This window comes from Streptomyces sp. NPDC051320, from assembly GCF_040682175.1.
Taxonomy (GTDB): Bacteria; Actinomycetota; Actinomycetes; order Streptomycetales; family Streptomycetaceae; genus Streptomyces.
The window spans coordinates 181,898-203,608 of sequence record NZ_JBFBAL010000005.1 but is presented as its reverse complement, the minus strand read 5'-3'; the positions used below and the strand labels follow the sequence as shown (position 1 = coordinate 203,608).

General features: G+C 69.6%; 17 protein-coding genes and 1 pseudogene. 9 read left to right on the top strand and 9 right to left on the bottom strand.

Annotated elements, in window-relative coordinates:
- Window positions 1-181 precede the first annotated feature (181 nt).
- The 4 genes from AB0M87_RS13665 to AB0M87_RS13650 all read left to right on the top strand — a co-directional run bounded on the left by AB0M87_RS13665 (window position 182) and on the right by AB0M87_RS13650 (window position 3,628).
- The gene (locus tag AB0M87_RS13665; protein WP_365852241.1) at window positions 182-1,210 is read left to right on the top strand and encodes a glutathione S-transferase C-terminal domain-containing protein; all 1,029 of its coding nucleotides are present in this window, start codon (window positions 182-184) and stop codon (window positions 1,208-1,210) included.
- Between the two features lie 68 nt (window positions 1,211-1,278).
- On the top strand, window positions 1,279-1,605 hold the full coding sequence (locus AB0M87_RS13660) for a hypothetical protein (protein ID WP_365852239.1): 327 nt from the start codon (window positions 1,279-1,281) through the stop codon (window positions 1,603-1,605).
- Between the two features lie 112 nt (window positions 1,606-1,717).
- Entirely contained in the window at window positions 1,718-2,224 is a 507-nt protein-coding gene (locus tag AB0M87_RS13655; protein ID WP_365852236.1) for a hypothetical protein, read from the top strand.
- Between the two features lie 171 nt (window positions 2,225-2,395).
- Window positions 2,396-3,628, top strand: coding sequence for a carbohydrate-binding protein (locus AB0M87_RS13650; RefSeq protein ID WP_365852234.1), 1,233 nt, complete (start codon window positions 2,396-2,398; stop codon window positions 3,626-3,628).
- A 239-nt stretch (window positions 3,629-3,867) separates the two neighbouring features.
- Here AB0M87_RS13650 and AB0M87_RS13645 read toward each other — a convergent pair.
- Window positions 3,868-4,260, bottom strand: a pseudogene (locus tag AB0M87_RS13645) (hypothetical protein); the annotation flags it as partial.
- A 501-nt stretch (window positions 4,261-4,761) separates the two neighbouring features.
- Between AB0M87_RS13645 and AB0M87_RS13640 the strand changes: the two are divergent.
- Window positions 4,762-6,240, top strand: coding sequence for a SpoIIE family protein phosphatase (locus tag AB0M87_RS13640; RefSeq protein ID WP_365852232.1), 1,479 nt, complete (start codon window positions 4,762-4,764; stop codon window positions 6,238-6,240).
- Here AB0M87_RS13640 and AB0M87_RS13635 read toward each other — a convergent pair.
- The gene (locus tag AB0M87_RS13635) at window positions 6,237-7,736 is read right to left on the bottom strand and encodes a hypothetical protein (RefSeq protein ID WP_365852230.1); all 1,500 of its coding nucleotides are present in this window, start codon (window positions 7,734-7,736) and stop codon (window positions 6,237-6,239) included. The genes AB0M87_RS13640 and AB0M87_RS13635 overlap by 4 nt on opposite strands.
- 231 nt (window positions 7,737-7,967) lie before the next feature.
- On the opposite strand from AB0M87_RS13635, the gene AB0M87_RS13630 reads away from it, so the two are divergent.
- On the top strand, window positions 7,968-9,107 hold the full coding sequence (locus AB0M87_RS13630; protein WP_365852228.1) for an aminoglycoside phosphotransferase family protein: 1,140 nt from the start codon (window positions 7,968-7,970) through the stop codon (window positions 9,105-9,107).
- Between the two features lie 55 nt (window positions 9,108-9,162).
- On the opposite strand, the gene AB0M87_RS13625 is transcribed toward AB0M87_RS13630, so the two are convergent.
- From AB0M87_RS13625 to AB0M87_RS13615, 3 genes are all read right to left on the bottom strand, one after another.
- Window positions 9,163-10,494 (bottom strand): peptidoglycan recognition family protein, encoded by a 1,332-nt coding sequence (locus AB0M87_RS13625; RefSeq protein WP_365852226.1) that lies wholly within the window; start codon window positions 10,492-10,494, stop codon window positions 9,163-9,165.
- A gap of 325 nt (window positions 10,495-10,819) precedes the next feature.
- Entirely contained in the window at window positions 10,820-11,320 is a 501-nt protein-coding gene (locus AB0M87_RS13620) for a hypothetical protein (protein WP_365852224.1), read from the bottom strand.
- Between the two features lie 122 nt (window positions 11,321-11,442).
- Window positions 11,443-11,685, bottom strand: a complete 243-nt coding sequence (locus AB0M87_RS13615) for a DUF397 domain-containing protein (RefSeq protein ID WP_365852222.1) — start codon at window positions 11,683-11,685, stop codon at window positions 11,443-11,445.
- Between the two features lie 222 nt (window positions 11,686-11,907).
- Here AB0M87_RS13615 and paaK point away from each other — a divergent pair, with 222 nt between their 5' ends.
- Window positions 11,908-13,209, top strand: a complete 1,302-nt coding sequence (gene paaK / locus AB0M87_RS13610; RefSeq protein WP_365852220.1) for a phenylacetate--CoA ligase PaaK — start codon at window positions 11,908-11,910, stop codon at window positions 13,207-13,209.
- Here paaK and AB0M87_RS13605 read toward each other — a convergent pair.
- Window positions 13,163-14,674, bottom strand: coding sequence for an acyl-CoA synthetase (locus AB0M87_RS13605; RefSeq protein ID WP_365852218.1), 1,512 nt, complete (start codon window positions 14,672-14,674; stop codon window positions 13,163-13,165). The genes paaK and AB0M87_RS13605 overlap by 47 nt on opposite strands.
- Before the next feature lie 175 nt (window positions 14,675-14,849).
- Between AB0M87_RS13605 and AB0M87_RS13600 the strand changes: the two genes are divergently transcribed.
- Window positions 14,850-16,688 (top strand): serine hydrolase, encoded by a 1,839-nt coding sequence (locus AB0M87_RS13600; protein ID WP_365852216.1) that lies wholly within the window; start codon window positions 14,850-14,852, stop codon window positions 16,686-16,688.
- Window positions 16,689-16,694: 6 nt separating this feature from the next.
- A complete protein-coding gene (locus AB0M87_RS13595) occupies window positions 16,695-16,901 on the top strand; it encodes a hypothetical protein (RefSeq protein WP_365852213.1) in 207 nt (68 codons plus the stop codon).
- Window positions 16,902-16,907: 6 nt separating this feature from the next.
- Here AB0M87_RS13595 and AB0M87_RS13590 read toward each other — a convergent pair whose 3' ends face one another.
- The 3 genes from AB0M87_RS13590 to AB0M87_RS13580 are packed head-to-tail and all read right to left on the bottom strand — an operon-like array spanning window position 16,908 to window position 21,691.
- Window positions 16,908-18,479, bottom strand: coding sequence for an NAD(P)/FAD-dependent oxidoreductase (locus AB0M87_RS13590; protein ID WP_365852211.1), 1,572 nt, complete (start codon window positions 18,477-18,479; stop codon window positions 16,908-16,910).
- Between the two features lie 39 nt (window positions 18,480-18,518).
- Window positions 18,519-20,744 carry a serine/threonine-protein kinase gene (locus tag AB0M87_RS13585; RefSeq protein WP_365852209.1) on the bottom strand — a complete coding sequence of 742 codons (2,226 nt, stop codon included), beginning with the start codon at window positions 20,742-20,744 and terminating at the stop codon, window positions 18,519-18,521.
- Window positions 20,726-21,691 carry an oxygenase MpaB family protein gene (locus tag AB0M87_RS13580; protein WP_365852207.1) on the bottom strand — a complete coding sequence of 322 codons (966 nt, stop codon included), beginning with the start codon at window positions 21,689-21,691 and terminating at the stop codon, window positions 20,726-20,728. The genes AB0M87_RS13585 and AB0M87_RS13580 overlap by 19 nt, the downstream gene beginning before the upstream one ends.
- Window positions 21,692-21,711 lie beyond the last annotated feature (20 nt).

The window sequence follows — 21,711 nt, the reverse complement described above, 5'->3', positions numbered from 1 at the left end:
AGGTTCTACTTCGTCGCGACGGCTGCCCGCCAGATCGAGGTGTGACCCGCTGTCCTCGGCCCCGCGGGCCGAGGGTCTCCGTACGTTCGGCTGGGGCACGGCACCGATCGATGTCAGCCTGGGGGACGTGGGTCGCGTGCGGACACCGCACGGGGCAGCGGCGAACGAACGGAGCACGGTGATGAACAAGGGCAGCGACGGCAACACCGGGTACGGAAAGAAGCCTTTCAAGCGTTCCAAGAGCCATTTCGCGGACCGCATCACCGCGGACGGGCGGGACGGCTGGCCGGCCGAGGAACGCCGCTACCGGCTGGTGGTCAGCCGGGCCTGCCCGTGGGCCAGCCGCGCCCTGGTCTCGCGGCGGCTTCTGGGACTCGAGGAAGCGCTCTCGCTGGCCGTCACCGACCCGATCCAGGACGACCGCAGCTGGCGCTTCACGCTGGACCCGGGCGGCCGCGACCCCGTACTCGGCATCCGGTTCCTCGGTGAGGCGTACGACGCACGGGAGACCGGCTACCCCGGCGGAGTCAGCGTGCCCGCGATCGTGGACGTGCCCAGCGGCAAACTGGTCACCAACGACTTCCAGCAGATCACTCTCGACCTCGCCACCGAGTGGACCGCCTTCCACCGGCCGGGCGCCCCCGACCTCTACCCGGAGCCGCTGCGCGACGAGATCGACGAGGTGATGGAAGGCGTCTACCGAGACGTCAACAACGGTGTCTACCGGGCCGGTTTCGCCACCGAGCAGAGCGAGTACCAGGACGCCTACCGCGATGTCTTCCGACGCCTCGACCTGGTGTCGGAGCGGCTGGCGGGCCGCCGCTACCTGGTGGGCGAGAGCATCACCGAGGCCGACATCCGGCTGTTCACCACACTCGTACGCTTCGACGCCGTCTATCACGGTCACTTCAAGTGCAACCGGTCCAAGCTCACCGAGGACCCGGTGCTGTGGGCGTATGCCCGGGACCTCTACCAGACACCCGGTTTCGGCGACACGGTCGACTTCGACCACATCAAACGGCATTACTACCAGGTGCACGCGGGCATCAACCCGACCCGGATCGTGCCGCTCGGCCCCGACCTCGCCGGCTGGTCGGCTCCGCACCACCGCGAGGAACTGGGCGGCCGCCCCTTCGGCGACGGCACCCCGCCCGGGCCGGTGCCCGCTGCCGAGCAGATCACCCCGGTCGGGCGCCCCGCGCCGCACTGACGACAGGCCCGTCACTCTCCGGCCGCGTCCAGGGGGCGGGCACCCGGACAGCGACCCACGATGGAGCGGTGACACACACCCAGAAACTGGATCACCTCGCTCAGGTCACGACGGGCTGGGTCGCACGCGACCTGAGCTCTCCACACGGCCGGCTCAGGGACGCGCTCATCAACTGGCGTCTGGCCTTCCCCCCTTCCTTCACCACCGACTCGGCCGGGGCAAGCACGGCCCGACTGGTGATCGCCCCGCCGGGGCCCGCGCAGCCCGACGACGCCCTGCTGCTCCATCTGACGCGGGCCGAGGCCGACCGGCTCATCGGGCTGCTGCATCAGGACACCACCCAACGGCTGGACGATCCCGCCCGCACGAACGAACATCTCGGCGCCGGCCGCTGAACCGGAGCGGACTGACCGAACTTGACGGACTCGGCGGCTTCGGGCCCATCCGCTCCGGCGGCTGTCGGCGTAGCATTTCCGCGTCAGCCGACCGACCACAGCGGGAGCAGCCGTGTCCTCGACCTCCGTCCCCGGTGTCATCGCCGACGCCGCGGGCCTCGTCCGGGAGGCGTCCGCCGGACAGCGCGGAGCGCTGTGGCGACTCGCGGAGCCGGGTCGCCAACTGGACGCCCAGGTGGTTCGGCTGGAGCCGGGCGCCGAGGTGGCGAAGCCCGTCGAGCCCGAGGCCGACGTCCTGTTGTGCGTGTTCGCGGGCCGCGGGCGGCTGCTGACCGACGCGGCCGAGCAGGACCTCGTCCCGGGCGGAATCGCCTGGCTCCCGCAGGGATCCCACCGCGCCCTGGAAGCCGGCTCCGAGGGGTTGGTCTACCTCGCCGCACACCGCCGCCGCACGGGCTTGACCGTCGCACCGGCGGCCGTCGCACCGGCTGCCGTCGAACGGGAGGGCGGCGAAGCGGCCTGTCTGCTGAGCCTGGTGTGCCCCGAGTGTGGCCGTCTTGCCCAGGAATCCGGCGCGCGGTTCTGCAGCCGCTGCGGTGAACGGCTCCCTGCCGAGTAGCTCCCGGACTTCGTCCGGCGTGGCTGCCGCGCCACTCTGCCGGACCGTCCGTTTCGCGTGGGATCCGCAAGCTTCGATCCCCAAGAGATAGCAATGGTCTAGTCCAAGTTGTTGACGCGCACTCGACAGCGCTCGATTCTGGCGGCCCCGCCCCACTCAGGAGACCGCCCCATGAAACGCATACGTGCACTGTTCTGCGGCGTGGCCACCGCCGCGCTGGCCGCCGCCGGCCTGGCCACGCTCACCACCGGCCAGGCAGCCGGTGCGACCGAGAATCCCACCGCTCTCAGCAACCGCTGGTACGCGGCCGCTCCCTACCTGATGCCCCTGGACAACGACCCGCCGGACGCGGGCGCCATCATGGACGCCACCGGACTCAAAGCCTTCCAGCTCGCCTTCATCCTGGCCCCCAATGGCGGGGGCTGCAGCCCCACCTGGGGCGGCACGTCGGCCGTTTCGTCGGACACCGCCGTGGGATCCGTCATCAGTAAGATCCGAGCCAAGGGCGGCGACGTCTCGGTGTCGATCGGCGGATACGGCGGCACCAAGCTCGGGCAGGCGTGCTCCGACGCGGCGTCCACTGCGGCCGCCTACCAGCAGGTCATCACCAAATACCGGCTGAAGGCCATCGACTTCGACCTGGAGGAACCGGAGTACGAGAACACGGCCGCCGTATCCCATGAGATCGGCGCTGCCAGGATTCTCCAGCAGAACAACCCGGGTCTGTACGTGTCGGTGACCACCGCGGGCACCGCCGACGGGACCGGCTGGTTCGGCAAGCAGATGCTGAACGAGGCCAAGGCACAAGGGTTCACCCCCAACAACTTCTCGATCATGCCCTTCGACGGGGGCTTCAGCGGAGCGGCCGCCCAGACCGGCGCTCTGACGAATTTCAACGCGATCCTCCAGTCGACCTTCGGCTGGAACGAGGCGACCGCGTACGCCCATGAGGGTTTCTCCGGCATGAACGGCCGCAGTGACAGTGGTGAGTACTTCCGGCAGTCCGACTTCCAGACCGTCCTCGACTTCGCCACCAGCCATCACATGGACCGCTTCACCTTCTGGTCGCTCAACCGCGACCGGGAGTGCAGCCCCCCGGACAACGGCAAAACATCCGGCACCTGCAGCAGCGTGCCCCAGTCGGCCTGGGAGTTCGCCAAGTACTCGGTGACCTTCGCCGGGGCGACGCCACCCACCGGCCCGCCGACCACTCCCCCGACATCGCCCTCGCCCACGCCGGGCGGATCATGCACTGCGGCGGCGTGGAGCGGAGCAGCCGTATACACCCAGGGCAATACGGTCTCGCACAACGGTCACACCTGGCAGGCGAAGTGGTGGACCCAGAACGAGGAGCCCGGCACCACCGGCACCTGGGGCGTCTGGCAGGACGAGGGGCCGTGCTGACTTCCCCGGCCCGCGGCTGACACCGGCCGTCGGTGCTGCGGCGGGGCGACAGTCACACTCGGCCGTCACCCCGCCGCATAGCTGAACACGACGGTGGAGCCCTGCAGATGGGCGAGCAGCGCCGCCCCCGAAGGCAGCCCGGAGAATTCCGCCGGACCAAAATCATCGCTGCGCATTCCCTTTGCAGAAGCCACCAAAGAACTGCCGAGATCACCTTTCGATTCCGCAGTGGAGGGCGACAGCGCCGGAATGGCCCGCTGCATGCGCAACGCATCGACCGACTCCGCAAGAAGTTCGTATTCCGTGGTGTCGTCCCGAACCGTGAATCGCATGAGCAGGCCGTCCGCCAGCGCCTCCGCCGCCCTTTCCTGGCGGCCCGGGTCGTCGCGCCAGGCACGGAAGGCGCCCGGCACGTCCGGAGCGTCCACCGGCAGCTCGATCAGTGCCTGTGGCGGGAAAGCGGCGCTGTCTGGGCGCGGATCCAGCCGCTCGGAGATCCAGGTGGCCCGATCCCTGAGCCACCACAGGGCCAGCGGAAGGGTCGGCGCGCGATAGGTTCCCAGAGGCACGCCGACACGTCGGCCGCCGCAGACTCCGTACGCGGTGACATGGCACAGGAATTCGTCGTGCACAGCCACCCCCCCCCGGGCAGTTTGCGGCTAGGCAGGTCAATAGCCTTTCGTTGGTGGACCGACATTGTCACCATAGAATTCTGGCCAGATCAGCTGGCATATGCGCACCCCCGGCAACGGAGGCCGGCTCCGGGACACAGTGGTCCGAGACGGCAAAGCCCCGGCCGGTCGGGGGAGGCCAGCCGGGGCGGTACCGGGTGCAGACGCGGAGGGCGGTCGCCTCCGGTGGGGGCGGGACCATGATTCCCGGCCGCGCCTACATGTAGTAGAACGATGAACCATGCCGGGGCGTTCCATCTCGGTCCGACTTTCGGGTGTGAGCTGCGGCACTCAGGGCGCAAGAGGGTGCCGACCCGGGAACCGAGCGCCATTGACATATGCCAACGGCATCATCGCATCGAGTGTTGCCAATTCCCTTACGGGCGTTAGCTCACTGTGCAACAGTCGTAACCGGCCCATCCCGCAGCCTTCGGCCGCGCCGCGCCCGTATCGGAGTACGTCATGCCGTCCCATGTGTTCGCGGACCGCCCCGCCCCGCAGCCACCGGAGCGGGAAACTGTCGACGCGCTCATCACCCGGACCCGCAGACTCCGCGGCGACCTCGACGCGGTCCGCCGGGACTCCGTGTCCATCGACGACGACGTCCAGGGCCGCTGGCACCGGGCGCTGTGCGATCTCGCGGTTCATCAACTCGACGACCTGGGCACACATCTCGGCCAGCTCAAGGACGGTCTCCCTGCCGATGGCACGGATGGGCCCCGCGACGAGTACTTCGGGCGCCCGGCCTTTTCCGAACCGCTGTCCGATGCCCGGCCGGGATCGCTGATCAGCCGGGTCGGCAGCGCCGAATGGAACCTGATCACCGACGAGATGAGCTGGTCGGCGGAGGTCTACCAGATCTTCGGGCGGCCTCCGGAGAAAGGGCCGCTGTCCCTCGACGAGTTGCCCTCGTTGCTGCTGCCCGACGATCAGACACGTCTCACCGCAATGGTCACCGACTGCCTCGTGGACGGGAAGCCGATCGACGGCGAGTTCCGCATCATCCGGAGCGACGGCACGCTGCGGACGCTGCACATGATGGGTGAGCCGGTACTCGACAGCGACGGCTGCACGGCGTCCATGTGGGCCGTCCTGCGCGACGTCAGCGACCTCCGGCGCAGCCAGCATGCGGTGCGCCAGTCACAGGACACCCTGCAGCGCAGACAGCGGATCGCCAGCACGGAGCGCCAGGTAGCGGTCGAGTTGCAGCGGTCCGTACTGCCGCACTGGCGCGGACCGGTACGACTCGCCCACAGTGACCGTGCGGCGCTGGACCTCGCAGCGCACTACCTGCCGGCCGCAGCCCCTACGCTCATCGGCGGCGACTGGTACGACGCGATGGAACTGCCCGGCGGCGGCTCGCTGCTCACGGTGGGCGACCTCACGGGTCACGGGGTGAGCGCCGCCTCCGGAATGGCGATGCTGCTCGGTGCGCTGCGCGGGATGGCCGTGGCAGGCATCGCTCCCGGTCCATTGCTGGGGCACCTGAACCACCTTCTGGAAGCCTCCGCGCAGCCGGCCTTGGGCAGCGCCGTGTGCTGCACGTACGACCGGAGCACCCGAACGTTGGCCTGGGCACAGGCCGGACATCCCGCCCCCCTGTTGTTCCGTGGGGGGGCGGGGCGTGTGCTCGCGCCGCCGAGTGGTGCGCTGCTCGGTGCGGCGCCCGGTGCCGCGTACGGGCAGGCGGAGGTGCAGCTGCTCCCCGGCGACCTGCTGGTCCTGCACACCGCCGGATTGGCGCGGCGCGATGCCCTGGACGAGTCGGGCCCGGACCGGCTGCTCGCACTCGCACTTCGGTTCGCCGCTACCGGTACCGCCGAGGACTGCCTGCGGGTGATCACCGACGAGTGCGGCGAGACGGAACGACGCGACGATGCCTGCGTGCTGGTCGCCCGGGTCCCGGGGGCCGGCTCTCCCCAAGGCCGCCCGGCCGACTAGGCACCCGCGTTGCGTGGCCGCTTCGTCTGCTGGGGCAGCGCCAGGCCGATTTCCTCCCGCAGGTCCTGGATCGTCGCGTGACCGGCGTACTGATTCGTGAGCCGGTACATCTCACGCAGCCGGTCCCAGGTGCGATGCGAGGAGGTCTCCCCCATCGACACCAGCGCGAGACGGGCATAGCGGTCGGCCTGCTCGGGGTCGTCGGCGATGAAGCAGGCAGACGCCAGCGAGATGTAGTCGAAGATCTTCGATCGCTGACGGCCGTTGATCCGCAGCTGCAGCGCCTGCTTGGCATGGTGCTGGGCCGCCACCGCGGCCGAGGGCTCATGTTCCGCGAGCGTGCGGAAGGCGAGTGCCTGCATACCGTGGAGATCCGCTTCGTCGAACATCTGCATCCAGCTCGGCGGCGGCACGTCACCCCGGTCCGACACGAAGAGCTCTTCGGCCTCGCCGAGCGTGCGGCGCATGGCCTGGCCACGGCCCATCGAGGCCTGCGCCCAGGCCTCGATGGTGTGCAACATGGCGCGGGTGCGCGGCAGGGTCTCTTCGCCGGAGCCGGTCTTGGCCAACTTCATCAGATCGAGTGCGTCGTCCGGGCGGCCGAGATGCACCATCTGACGTGCGGCGCGCGACAGGGCCTCGCCGGCCCGGGGGCGGTCGCCGCCCTCGCGTGCCGCGTGAGCGGCGATGACGAAGTACTTCTGGGCCGTCGGCTCGAGACCGACGTCGTGCGACATCCAGCCTGCGAGTACCGCCAGGTTGGCCGCGACGCCCCACAGTCTCCTCTGGAGTACGTCGGGGTGGCGGTAGGAGAGCATGCCGCCCACCTCGTTGAGCTGCCCCACAACGGCCTTGCGCTGGAGTCCGCCGCCGCGAGAGGCGTCCCACGCGCGGAAGACCTCGACGGAGTGCTCCAGTGCCTCGATCTCCTGCGAACCGATGGGAGCGGCCTCGTACCGGTCGAATGCTGCGGGGTCGGCCTGCAGGGGGTCGGAGATACGGGGGGCGTCCGAGGCGAGCGCCGGATCGGTGTGTAGCCAGTCGTGCATGGCGCTGCTGAGTGCGGAGCCTGCGGCAAGCGCAGCGCCTGCGCCCACCAAGCCGCGTCGGTTGAGCATGAGGTCCATTCCCGTGAATTCGGTGAGGACCGCTGCCGTTCGTTCTGGCGCCCAGGGGAGGCCGTCCGGATTCGCCGTGTGTTCCGCGTTCCCGACGTCCTGCCGTTTCCCTGCGCGCCCAGGGCGTACGAACCCGAGGTCCTCGATGGTCACGACACGACCGAGCCGCTCGGTGAACAGAGCCGCCAGCACCTTCGGTACGGGATCGCGCGGGCTCTCGCCCATGTCGATCCAGCGCCGTACCCGCGACGTATCGGTCGCCAGCTGCTGGTGGCCCATCACGGCCGCCTGCCGGTTCACGAGTCTCGCAAGTTCGCCCTTGGACCAGCCGGCCAGGCCGAACAGGTCTGCTAGGCGGGTGTTGGGTACTCCGGTCACGTCAAGCCCCCAGGTTCTCGGCTGATTTGACAGTAACCCTCTGTCAGATGCCCCGCGACTATTCGCCAGGGTTCGCCAGGGTGCGCCAGATGGTGTGCCACCCGCGGGCCGGTGTCAGGTAGGAACGCGCCACCCCGACCCGATGGCCGGGGCGTACTCCCCAGGGTATGTCCCGGCCGCCGCCGGGACTGCGCAGGCAACTCGTCGGCACACGAAGGGATCTGTATCCCCATGTACACAGCATCGTCCTCCGTGTCCGCCCCACCTCGGTCGCACCGCGCTCTCCCGATAAGTGGCGGACCGTACCTCGACCCCTCCCATGCTGTGGCCGCTGTCGGCGCGGGCCGGGCCCCGCGGGCTGCGGGACAGGGCACCCAACCGCTCAGCGGGAGACTCGACTTGTCCGGCCCCCAGGGCGCGCAACTGCGCATGGTCATCGCGTCGGTGCACCGCATCTGTCCCGAGTTCAATCCGGTGCAGGTGATGCGCCGCAGCAGTCGTTCGGTGCTGCTCGTCGGTACCACCGGACGCACGACCGCGGTCGCCAAGTGCTTAATCGACCACTCCCCCGCATGGTCGGAGCACTTCCGGCAGGAAATAGCTGCCTACCGCGCGTTCGTCCGACACCGCCCACCGGTTCGGGTGCCGCGGCTCATCGCCGCGGATCCCGAGGACTGCGTCCTGGTGATCGAGCGAATGCCCGGACGAGCGGCGGCCCTTCAGCGGCACCCGGTGCAGGCTCCGCCCCGTGCGGATCTCCGGTCGGCCCTGGGCGCCATCACCAAGGTCAACGGGTGGCGGCCGCCCGCCGGGATGTTCGACCAGCCGCTGGACTACGCCTCCCGGATTGCGCGTTACCACGAGCTCGGTCTCTTCACCGACCGTGATCTGGGTGATCTGCAGAAGCTTCTGCACGGTCTCGCGCACTCCGGCGGGCGGCAGGGCATGGGGCAGTTCTGCCACGGTGACGCGCTGCTCTCCAACCTCCTGCTGTCCCCGGCCGGTCCCGTACTCGTCGACTGGGAGCACGCCGGCTGGTATCTGCCGGGTTACGACCTGGCGACCCTGTGGTCGGTGCTGGGGGAGGCGCCGGTGGCGCGCCGGCAGATCAGCCAGCTCGCTCAGTCGGCCGGTCCGGCGGCCCGGGACGCGTTCCTGGTGAACCTGATGCTGGTGCTGACCCGCGAGATCCGTACGTACGAGACAGCGGTCCAGCGCACCATCCGCGAGGCCGCACCGACCGGTGGAGGCCAGCAGGTCCAGCCCGGTGTGCTGTCCCACGGGGAGGAGCAGCGGCTGCTGCTCCGGCGACTGCACGACGACTGCGCGCTGGCCCGCCGTGCCGTGCGCGCCGCGGTCGGCACCCGCTGAGCCGCGGGCACAGCGTCCGTCCGAGGCCCCGGGGCTGCCCCCGGGGCCTCGGGCCTCAGCGGGTACGAACGATGTCGACGTCGTCCGCCTTGACGAACGCAACCCGGTGGCCGATCTGGACCGTCACATATGTGGTGCTGCCGGGGAAGTACGTGTGGTCGTACGGATAGGAGGAGTCGATGGTCGGTGCGTAGTAGTAGCCCGTGGGCGCCTCGCCGCCTCCGGGGTAGGCCTGGCCGGGCTTGATGGTGTACTTCAGGGCCGTACCGACGTGGGGCGCGGTGAAGTCCGACGGGTAGTCGCCCTTCTCCGGGTAGGCGACCCCGTAGACCGGTACGCCGGTGCTGCCGGCCTTCGGCTTGACGACGTAACCCGACGTGGGTGTGATGGTCCTGGTGTGCGAGGGGCTCTGCATCCAGGCCTCCTGGCCGTACCACCAGATCGCCGTCCAGCCGGGCCTGCGCTCGGCGACGACCGCTTGCTGGGAGGCGCTGATCTTGCTGCCCCAGTCGGCGGCGCAGTTGGTGCCCGGCGACCCGTCGGTGTGCAGACCGGGGTCGGAGAAGAGGGGTGCGTCGGTCGAGGGTTCCGTGTACAGGGGCACGGCGCTCGACGGCTGGGGCGGCAGATCGACGTTCTTCTCGCAGTCCCTGAAGGCCTGGACGTTCTCCTTGAACACCGGGTTGACGGTGACCAGTTGGCTGCTGGGTCGAGCGGTGGGGACCGTCGGCCTGCCCAGCAGCTTCATGAAGTAGTTCCAGTCCCAGTAGGTGCCCGGGTCCCAGTGCATGGCCGCGGTTCCGGAGGCGCTGGTGGGCGGCACATTGTCATGCCCGATGATGTGCTGGCGGTCGAGCGGGATGTCGTACTTGGCCGCGAGGTAGCGCACGAGTTCTGCCGTGGAGCGGTACAGCGCGGGTGTGTACCACTTCGCACCCTCGGTCGCGACGCCCTCCTGTTCGATGCCGATCGACTGTTGGTTGATGTACCAGTTGCCGGCCTGCCAGGCGACGTCCTTGTCCTTCACCATCTGGGCCACGTGACCGTCGCTGGAACGGACCACATAGTGCGCCGAAGTCTGGTTGTGCGGGTCCTGGAAGATCTTCAGGGTCTTGTCGAAGGTCTCCTCGGTGTCGTGCAGGACGATGTACTTGATCTTTGCGGTGTGCGGGCGATCGGCCGTGTCGTAATTGCCGTACGTCTCCTTGTCGGCCGGATCACCGGTCTGCTGGTAGGCGGCGGGGGCCCAGGCGCAGTCCAGGGTGCGCGGGCACTCCGGCCGGCCGCCCTGCGGACTCGCCTGCGCCGCTGGGCTGAACAGCGCGAGACTGAATGCGCTCGTGGTGGTCAGCGCAAGCGCGAGTCTGATCCTCTGCTTGGACGTCATGGGCAGCCCTTCTTGCCGGGGAGTTGCGCCGGGTGATCTCGCATGCGGTATGCGCGCACTCTCCGACCTGAGGTGACAACACGTCAAGGGCGCCGTGCGAGCCGCCTGTTGAAACAGTTGTCCAGACCACTGGCATGCCGGTTGACCTGTGCGAAGGCGGCCGTCACCACATGCTGGCGAAGCCGCGTTACCCGACTTTTACGTCCCACCCGCGCGCGGACACGCCCGTGCGACCCGCCGCACGAGGGGCCGGGGGCATGGTGCGGGTGTGAAGGGGCTCAGCAGTGAGGGGACCCAGCGGTGAAGGGGTTCAGTGGTGAGGGGCTCAGCCCTGCTGGAACATCTCGGCCGGCAGCGGCTTCAGCAGCGTGTAGAGATCGTCCGTGATCGGCCTGTCCCAGCTCGCGATGGTGACGAGGACATTGTCGCTGCGGTCGAACTGGACACAGGAGATACGCGTCTCGGAAAGCTTGAGGCGCCGGACGATGAGGAGATTGTCTCCCTGCATCACGGGCGTGTCCTCGGCATCCTGCACGTCGACGTGCTCATCGTTCTCCAGCGCCGCCAGCAGTTGCGTGACCTCGAAGGGGACCTCCCCGTCGGCGAGGTCCCGGGCCGGTGAGCCTTCCGGCAGATTCCCGATGATCATCGCTGGGCCGCGGCCGCCGAAGAGGTCGTACCGCAGAAACACACCCTGGCAGCTGCCGTCCGGAGCCGGCAGCAGTCCGGCGCCGAGATTGCCGGGCCAGTCACCCGGGTCCATGGCCAGGACGTCGAAGTCCGGACCCGCGGGAGTGGCGGCGCTGCGGCGGCGGAGGAAGGACATGCAGCCATGGTACGTGTCCAGGCGTGCTGCCGAGGCCCGGGCCGCCCCCGGTCGGCGGCACTGCCCCCGGCCGGCGCCGTACCTGTCACTGCACCCGTCGGCGACCGGGTCGGCAACCCGAGTCAGGTCAGATCGAAATCCCCGTCGCGCGCGCCCAGTACGAAGGCCCGCCACTCACCCGGATCGAAGATCAGCGAGGGGCCGCCCGGTTTGCCGCCGTTACGCATCGCGATGAAGCCGTCGACGAAGGCGATCTGCACGTCGCCCCGTCCCTGACTCCCCGATTGCCAGTCCGCATGAGTGAGATCGAGCTCCGGTTTGTCCCAGCCGGCCAGGGTTCGCTGAGGGGTGGTGCTCTCGGCCACGTCCGTGCTCCTCCCGCGTTCGTCGTCCGGCACCACCCTAGCGAGGGACGCGGATAACGAACAGGCCACGGCAGAAGTACCACCCATGCCCCCACCCGGGGCGCACGGGCTGCCACTCCGGCCCCGCGCCGATGCCTTGACGCTCCCTTCCTCTCCTGAATTACTGATCACGCACAGCACAACCGAATGATCGGTTGTCCGGTTGGGACGGGAGTAGCCCCTATGACAGCTCTGCTGGATGCGGCAGAACGGCTCAGCCGTGAGGATCTCGCGGCCCTGCAGATCGAGCGCCTGCGCGCCACGCTGCGGCATGCCTACGAGAACGTCGGCTTCTACCGGGACTCCTTCGACCGGGCCGGCCTGCGTCCGGACGACTGCCGGACGCTCTCCGACCTCGCCGGATTTCCCTTCACCGTCAAGGCCGATCTGCGTGACCACTACCCGTTCGGCATGTTCGCCGTGAAACAGGCGGACATCCGCCGCATTCACGCGTCCAGTGGCACCACAGGACGCCCGACGGTGGTGGGTTACACCGAGCGTGATCTGTCCATCTGGGCCGATGTGGTGGCCCGCTCGATCCGCGCGGCCGGCGGGCGTCCTGGGCACAAGGTCCATGTCGCGTACGGATACGGCCTGTTCACCGGCGGCCTGGGCGCGCACTACGGAGCCGAGCGGCTCGGCTGCACGGTGATTCCCGCGTCCGGCGGGATGACCACCCGCCAGGTGCAGCTGATCCGGGATTTCCGTCCGGAGATCATCATGATCACACCGACCTACATGCTCACCCTGCTCGACGAGTTCGAGCGCCAGGGCATCGATCCGCGCAGCACCTCGCTCCGGGTGGGCATATTCGGCGCGGAGCCGTGGACCGAGGAGATGCGGACCGAGATCGAGGAGCGGTTCGCGATTGACGCCGTCGACATCTACGGACTCTCCGAGGTGATGGGTCCGGGCGTCGCGCAGGAATGCGTCGAGACCAAGGACGGCCTTCACGTGTGGGAGGACCATTTCTTTCCGGAGATCGTCGATCCGGTGACCGGCGCGGTGCTGCCGGACGGGGAGCAGGGGGAACTGGTCCTCACCTCGCTGACCAAGGAGGCGATGCCGGTGATCCGTTACCGGACGAGGGATCTGACCCGGCTGCTGCCGGGGACCGCTCGGGTGTTCCGCCGGATGGAGAAGGTCACCGGGCGCAGCGACGATCTGCTGATCGTGCGCGGGGTGAATCTCTTTCCCACGCAGGTCGAGGAGATCGTGCTGCGTACGCCCGGACTCGCCCCGCACTTTCAGCTGCGGCTCACCCGGGAGGGGCGGCTGGACGCGCTCACTGTGCGGGTCGAGGCGAGGCCGGAGACCCCGGGGCCGGTGCGCGACGCGGCAGCCGGGCAGGTGGCCCACGCCGTCAAGGAGTCCGTAGGGCTGTCCGTGCGGGTCGAGATCGTCGACCCGGAGACGCTGGAGCGGTCCGTCGGGAAGATCAAGAGGATCGTGGATCTGCGAAACGGTCCCGAAGCTCGCGCTTGAGAAGCTTGCCGCTGGCGTTGCGCGGCAGCGCCGTCACGAACAGGATCCGTTTGGGAGCCTTGAAGTGCGGGAGCATCTCGCGGGCGTGGGCGAGGAGTTCCTCCTCGGTCGCCTCTTCCCTCAGAACCACGACAGCCGTCACCGCTTCGATCCAGCGCTCGTCCGGCAACCCGATCACCGCCACCTCCGCGACGGCCGGGTGGGTGTAGAGCGCGTCCTCGACCTGGCGGGAGGCGACCAGGACGCCGCCGGAGTTGATGACGTCCTTCACCCGGTCGACCACGGTGAAGTAACCCTCGGCGTCGCGCACCGCCAGATCACCGGAGCGGAACCAGCCGTCCCGAAACGCCTCTGCCGTCTCATCGGGTCTGTCCCAGTAGCCCTCGCACAGTTGCGGGGAGCGGTACACCACCTCGCCGGCGGTTCCGTCCGGCGCGTCCTTGCCGTCCTCGTCGACCACCTTCGCCTCGACGAAGAGAACCGGTCTGCCGCAGGAATCCATCCGTCCGTCATGCTCGTCGGGTCCGAGCACCGTGGCGAGCGGGCCGATCTCGCTCTGCCCGAAGCAGTTGTAGAACGCCAGCGCGGGCAGTTGCTCGCGCAGTCGTTCCAGGACGGGTACCGGCATGATCGACGCCCCGTAGAAGGCCTTGCGCAGCGCGCTCAGATCGCGTGCCGTGAAGTCCGGGTGGTTCGCCAGGCCGATCCAGACGGTGGGCGGCGCGAAAAGGCTGTCGGCCCGGCCCGCTTCGACCAGATCGAAGATCGTCGTCGTGTCCGGGGTGTCAAGAATGGTGTTCTCCGCGCCCACCGCGAGATAGGGCAGCAGGAAGACATGCAACTGCGCCGAGTGGTAAAGCGGCAGTGAGTGGACGGGCAGGTCGCTCTCCCGCAGGTCCAGCGCGGTGATGGCGCTGACGTACTCGTGCACCAGCGCGCGGTGGGTCATCATCGCGCCCTTGGGGAGCGCGGTGGTCCCCGACGTGTAGAGCAGCTGGACCAGGTCCTCGGTCCCCGGGGCCCGCTCCGGGACAAAGGTCCGCGGGGTGCTCAGTTCGGTGAGCAGCGAGTCGTCGCTGCCGCGCAACAGCCGCACCGGCAGCCCCGCGGGGACCCGGGCCGCCAGCTCCGGGTCGGTGAGTACCAGCGTGCTGCCCGACTGGCGGAGGATGTACGTCAGGTCCTCCCCGTTCAGGTTCTGGTTCACCGGAACGTGCACCAGCCCCGCGCGGGCGCAGGCCAGGAAGCCGATGAGATAGGCGTCCGAGTTGTGACCGTAGGAGGCGACCCGGTCGCCGGGCCGCAGTCCATGCCCGACGAGGACAGCGGCGGCCGTGGTGACCGCTTCGTCGAGGGAGGCGTAGGTCCAGGAGCGTTCCCCGTAGCGGACCGCGGTGCGTCCGGGCACTCGCCGCGCGCTGCGGCGCAGGACTCCGTCGACTGTGCTGCTGCGTACTTCGGTCATGGCGCGATCCTGGGGTCCGCCACCGAGCGGGTCAAGGTGGCGGGCTTGCTGATAGGCCATCAGGTCCCTTGTCCGCTCGGTGGACACGCGAGCGGAGGGTTGACAGCTCCGTATCGGCGGCAGAATGTTTCGGGGTCGGTGAAGTTTTCGAAAGATACTTTCAGGGAGTCTCCGGATGAGCGGGCAGGCAGCAGGCGGGGACGCAGCGAGCGGCGACATCAGCAGACGCCTGCTCGGCGGCGGGATGCTCGCGCTCGGCGGGGCACTCGCGCTGGCCTCGCTCCCGGCAGGGCCCGCACGGGCGGACGCCGGCGGCAGCGACAGTCGCAGTGCGGTGCCCGGCTCGCGCCGTACCACGCTGCGGCACGGCTCCGCCGAACAAGCAGGGTTGCTCGGCGCCCACCTGAAGCAGTTGGTGAAGGACGCGGAGGCGTTCCTCGGCCCCTCCCCCACCCATCCCTGGTATGCGGGCGCGGTGCTGCTCGCCGGTCGGGGCGCCACCGTGGCTCTGCACCGGCCGATCGGCCGGGCGGTGCGCTACAGGGCATACGACGAGACGTCCGACACCGGCGTGGAGTTCCCCGCGGACCAGCAGATCGCCACGGCTGAGGACACCCTTTACGATCTGGCGTCCGTCACCAAGCTCTTCACCTCGATCGTGGCGGTTCAGCAGATCGAACGCGGCTCGCTCGAGCTGACGGCGAAGGTGGCCTCCTATCTGCCCGATTTCGCGGCGGCGGGCAAGCAGGACGTGACGGTACTTCAGCTGCTCACCCACACCTCCGGCTTCCGTGCGACGCTGGCTCTCTACAAGGAGCCGACCCGGGAGGGGAAGCTGCGGCTGCTGTGGAACGAAGCGCCGATCAACCCGCCCGGGACCGCATATCTCTACTCGGACCTCAATCTCATCTCGCTGCAGCTGGTCCTGGAAAAGATCACCGGCCGCACCCTGGACGTACTGCTCCGGGAAGACATCACTGCTCCGCTGGGCATGCACCGCACGCGTTTCAACCCTCCCGCTGCCTGGAAGCCGAAGATCGCCGCGACGGAGGACGCCCGGCTGCCCTGGTCGGGGCTGGACCGCGGACTCGTCTGGGGCGAGGTGCACGACGAGAACGCCTACAGCTTCGGAGGCGTGGCCGGCCATGCGGGGGTCTTCTCCTGCGCCCGGGACCTGGCCGTCCTGGCCCGCACCCTGCTGAACGGCGGGGCGTACGGAGCAGCCCGCATCCTCGGGGCCGAGTCGGTGGATCTGCTCTTCACCGACTTCAACACCGCCTTCCCCGGTGACAACCACGGCCTGGGGTTCGAGCTCTACCAGCACTGGTACATGGGGGCGATGGCCACGCCGCACACAGCGGGCCACACCGGGTTCACCGGCACCAGCCTGGTGCTCGACCCGTCCACCGACTCGTTCCTCATCTTGCTGGGGAACTCGGTCCACCCGGTGCGCAACTGGCGCAGTGGAAGCGCGCCGCGGGTCGCCGCCGGGAACAATCTGGCGCGCGCCGTGCCGGTACGTCCCGCGCAGGGGCGTACCGCGTGGTTCACCGGCATGGCGAGTGCGAGCACGACCACCCTCACGCTGCCCTCGCTCACGCTGCCCCCGGCCCCCGCATCTCAGCGGGCGCGTCTCACCGCCTCGGTCTGGTGGGACACCGAGCCGCACTCCGACTTCCTGTTTCTGGAGGTGTCCGCGGACACCGGGGCGACGTGGGAGTCGCTGCCCTTCTCCACCATGCTCCGGGGCCGGGCGCCACAGACGCACCCGACAGGTTCGGTGGAGGGATGGTCCGGCCGGGCGTGGCATCGGATGGAGGCGGATCTGACCGCCTGGCGGGGCAGACAGCTCCAACTGCGCTGGCGCTGCACGACGGATCCGCTCTACGTGGGGCGTGGCGTGTACCTCGGCGGGATCCTGGTGGAGGACGGCCGGCACGCGGTCTTCGACGAGAGACGACCGCAGGACGCGGCAAGGATCGCGGCCCCCGGGTGGGTACGCTCGCGGGATTGATAACGGGTGGCTCCCGGCGCCACCACTGACTTCACCATCACCCTGAGAGCCACCACCCAGACGGGTTCCGGCACCTTCGAGCCCGGTCTCGTCCCTATCACCCAGCCCAACGAGAAGACCCCGTTCTCGCTGAAGTGGCCGTTCGGCGGGGCGGTCACCCAGCAGGACGGCGCCCCGCACCCGGCGACCTCCGTCAACCCGATCGGCTCCTGACCATGATCACCTCCCCAGGACCGCCATGGCGGCGTTGTGACCGGGGATACCGCTGACTCCGCCACCCCGGACGGCGCCCGCACCGCACAGCAGGACGTTGGCGTGCGCCGTCTCCACACCCCAACGGCCGCTCGGGCCTTCAGTGTTGCCCGGGTCATCGGCTGCGAACGGAAAGGCGAGGTCCCGGTGGAAGATGTTTCCGCCGGGCAGTCTCAGTTCGCGCTCGAGATCGAGAGGGGTCTTCGCCTCGATACAGGGGCGGCCGTCCTGGTCGAGCGCCAGACAGTCCGCGATGGGCTCCTCGAGGTAGGCGTCGAGCTGAGCGAGGGTCGCCGTCAGCAGGGCGTCCCGCACCGAGTCGTGGTCCTGTGCGAAGAGCCGGGCAGGAGTGTGCAGCCCGAAGAGAGTGAGCGTGTGGCAGCCCTCGGCGGCCGCCGAGGGGCCGAGGATCGACGGGTCGGTGAGCGAGTGGCAGTAGATCTCGGAGGGCGGCGTGTCCGGCAGGCGGCCACGTGCGGCTGCCGCGTACGCGGCAGCCAACTGCTGGTATCCCTCGGCGATGTGGAACGTTCCGGCGAAGGCCTCGCGAGGGTCGACGGAGTGGTCACGCAGGCGCGGCAGTCTGCGCAGCAGCATATTGACCTTGAGCTGGGCGCCCTCGGCGGGCGGCGGCTGCCGCTCGCCGAGCAGCGTGGCCAGGGCCTGGGGCGAGGCGTTCACCAGGACATGGCCGGCCGCGACGGTGGCCTCGGTGTCACCGGTACGGAACGTCACTTCGGCCCGGCGGCCGTCGGTCTCGATACGGGTGGCCTCGTGCCCGGTGGCGAGGTCGGCGCCGGCGCCGCGAGCGGCCGTGGCGAGGGAATCGGTCAGCGCTCCCATGCCACCCACCGGGACGTTCCAGTCACCGGTGCCGTTACCGATGACGTGGTAGAGGAAACAGCAGTTCTGCCGCAGCGAGGGGTCGTGGGCGTCGGCGAAGGTGCCGATCAGCCCGTCGGTGAGGACGACGCCGCGAACCAGGTCGTCGGCAAAGTGCTCCTCGATGGTGGCGCCGATGGGCTGTTCGAAAAGCATCCGCCAGGCCGCTTCGTCGCCGATTCGCTCGCGAAGTGAGGACCGGCTGGGCAGCGGTTCGGTGAGCGTCGGAAAGACCCGCTCGGCGACGTGCCGGGTCCGCGCGTAGAACCGCTGCCATGCCTCGTACTCCCGGTCGCTTCCGGTCAGCGCCGCGAAGGAGGCACGGGTGCGTTCCGGCCCGCCGCCCACCAGCAGCCCGGTGGGCCGGCCGCCGCGGACCGCGGGGGTGTACGAGGAGACGGTGCGCTCGCCGACCGCGAAGCGCAGACCCAGTTCCCGCACGATCTTCTGCGGCAGCAGACTGACCAGGTACGAATAGCGCGAGAGCCGCACGTTCCGGCCGGCGAAGGGGCTGGTGGACACCGCGGCCCCACCCGTGTGGCCGAGGCGTTCGAGGACCAGAACGGAGTGTCCGGCGCGAGCCAGATACGCGGCGGCGACCAGTCCGTTGTGGCCACCGCCGACGATCACGACGTCATACGAGTGATGCAGGGGCATGGCTCTTGGTAACACGTGCTGATCACCGTCCGCCAGGTGTCAGTGGCTCCGCACGCTCCGCTCCTGGCGCCGGGCGGCGACCCTGCGGTACAGATCCGCGGCCTCGACAACGCGCCCGAGCTGCTCCAGACAGTGCGCCTCGTCGTTGCGGCTGGCCAGGGCATCCGGGTGGTCGGTGCCCCATACCCGCTCGCGGGCCTCGGCCACCTGTCGGTAGATCACGAGGGCGTCCGCCCACCGGCCCAGCCAGCCCAGCCCGACAGCGATCTCCCGGTGGCTCACCAGGGTGTCCGGATGGTCGGCGCCCAGGATCCGCTCGCGGAGTCGGCAGACGTCACGCGCCTCGGCGAGAGCCTCTTCCCAGCGTCCCAGGCGGCCCAGATTGACGCCCAGGCCGTGCCGGGCGCGCAGGGTTTCCGGCTCGTCGGGGCCGTGTGCCCGGGTCCGGTCGGCGATCAGGGCCCGGAACAGATCGAGCGCCTCCGCGCTGCGGCCGAGCCGGCCCAGGCTGATGCCGACCTCGTACCGGGCGGCGAGGGTGTCGGGATGGTCGGGTCCGAGCGCCTGTGCGCGCGCCCGTGCCACCTCCCGGTAGGTCTCCAACGCCTCCGGCCAGCGCCCCAGCCGTCCCAGTGCGTACCCGACTTCGTACCGGGTGACCAGCGTGTCGGGATGGCCCGCACCCAGCACCTCGGAGCGGGCCTTCGCGACGTCGCACGCCATTCGGTAGGAGTCGTCCAAGCGCCCCAGCATGCCGAGGTTGAAGGCGAGGTTGTGGCGACACCGCAAGGTGTCGGCGTGGTGAGGGCCCATGGTGCGCTCCCGAGCGGCCAGCACCGCGGTGTACACCTGATGCGCCTCGAAGTGCCGGCCGAGGCGCCCCAGCACGAACGCCAACTCCTGCCGGGCGGCGAGCGTCTCCGGATGATCGGCGCCCAGGCTGCGCTCCCGGCCTTCGGACACCCGGGTGAACTCGCGCAATGCGTCCGCCGGTCGTCCCGTACGGCTGAGCGTGAAGCCGACCTCGTAGCGGCTGGCGAGGGTGTCGGGATGCTCGGGGCCCAGCAGGTACTCGCGCTCGGCGGCGACCGCACGGTGCACCTTGCCCGCTTCGTTCCACCGCCCCAGTCTGCTCAGGCTGAGGCCCGCGTTGTGCCGGCCGGCGAGGCCGGCCAGCACCTCGGGCGCCGGCGTGGGGCGCAGAACCGAGGACGACACGGCCGGCGTTTCGTTCGCGTGCGGCGCGGCGGCAGTCGTCCACTCGCCGGTCAGGGCGGTCGCCCGGTCGGAGGGGGTGGAAACGAGCGTCCAGGTTCCGGTCGCCTTCGGACCGGTGGTCATCCCCCGCGTCCAGGACGGCAGGCCCGGGGCCGGGGACGGCCGTTGCGCCCCTTCCAGTGCGGGCAGTCCCGGAGTGGGAAAGCCGGGGTTGAGGCGGTCGCCGAGGTCGCTGGCGTCCGCGGGCCGTTCTTCCGGCGCTTTGGCGAGCAGGTCGAGTATGAGCCGGTCGAGGAAGGCCGGCAGCTCGGCCCGGTGGCTGCGCGGCGGCGCCGGAACGGTGTCCCGGTGGCCGACCAGCACCGCCCAGGCGTCCTCGAAGTCGAACGGCGGGGCACCGGTCGCGATTTCGTACAGCACGCAGCCCAACGAGTAGAGATCGCTGCGCGGGTCGACGTCGCCGCCGATTATCTGCTCGGGCGACATGTAGTGCGGGGTGCCCATGGCGATGCCGGTGCCGGTGAGCTTCGAGGTGAGGCCGATGTCATGGCCCAGTCGCGCGATGCCGAAGTCACAGATCTTCACAGTGCCGTCGGTGAGCCGCATGATGTTGGCCGGCTTCAGGTCCCGGTGCACGATGCCCTGTTCATGGGTGTACGCCAGAGCGGACGCGACCTGCCGGGCGATGTCGACGACTTCCGGCACCGGCAGTGGCTGCTGGTCGTTGGACTCCAGGAGCTGGCTGAGGTTCCGCCCGTCGAGCAGCTCCATCACGAGGTACAGAACGCCTTCGTACTCCCCGAAGTCGTGTACGACGGTGACACCGCGGTGCTGGAGCGCGGCGGCCACCCGCGCCTCGCGGCGGAAGCGTTCGCGCAGCACCCGGGTGAAGGACTGATCAGGCTGCGGGCTCATCGGTTTGAGGCATTTGACCGCGACCTGGCGGCCCAGCGACTCATCCCGGGCCCGCCACACCTCGCCCATGCCGCCGCGACCGATCTGATCGAGCAGCCGGTACCGGCCGTGGATCAGCCTGGTGTCCGCCATGTCGTGCTGTCGCCCCCGTTGCTCAGCTTCGCCCTCCCCGGCCCGTCCAGTATGGCGTCCTGTGTCCGGAGTTTGTACGGTGCCGGACGGCTGCCGGGCCCCAGACGGGCCATCGCCTTCAGGATATGGCCGGGCGGCAGTTGCCAGCGCAGCCGGGCGGGGATGCAGCGCAGGGCGTTCCCGGTGACAGTGAGCCGGCGGTCCACCGTCGCAGGGGCGGGCGCCCGTCTGCCGTAGAGCTCCTGGGCGTACCGGGGCAACGAGCCGTACGCGAGGCCCGCCACCTGCCGCCAGAGGACCTCGCGCGCCGGGACCAGGAGAGCGGGCACCGGAGGACGCCGCAGGAAGTCGTCGACCCGGCGCGATTCCTCGGTGGCGGCCAGCTCGGGGCGCACCGAGTCGAAGTAATCGGCGAGCGCGGCCCGGCTCGCCGGAACTCCTGCCGGGTCGAGGCCCACCAGCCGGGCGCCGGCCCGGTTCTCGTCGACGTATCGGTCGGCCTGGGCATCACTGATCGGAAAACCGGAACGGCGGAGCACCTGCAGATACGAATCGACTTCGGCACAGTGCACCCACAGCAGCAGTTCCGGCTCACCGATGCCGTACCGCTCGCCGGTTCCTGGATCGGTGGCGCCGAGCAGGCTGTGTATCTTCCGCACCCGGTCGCCGGCCTGCTCGGCCGCCGCCGTCGTTCCGTAGCTGATGGTGCCGACGAAACCAGCCGTGCGCATCAGCCGGCCCCAGGATTCCTGGCTGCCGCTCCTGCCGTCGAAGGCTGCCGAGTTCTGGGTGACTCCGCGTACCGCGCGGGGGTGCAGCGCCTGAAGGTAGAGCGCCCGGATCCCGGCGACCCACATGATCGGGTCCGCGTGCGCCTGCCAAGTCACCGATGCGGGACCGAAGAGGCCCGGGTCGGCTGCGCCCGCGGTTCGCTGTTGCTCGCCCATGACCGCAGACTAACGCCGCA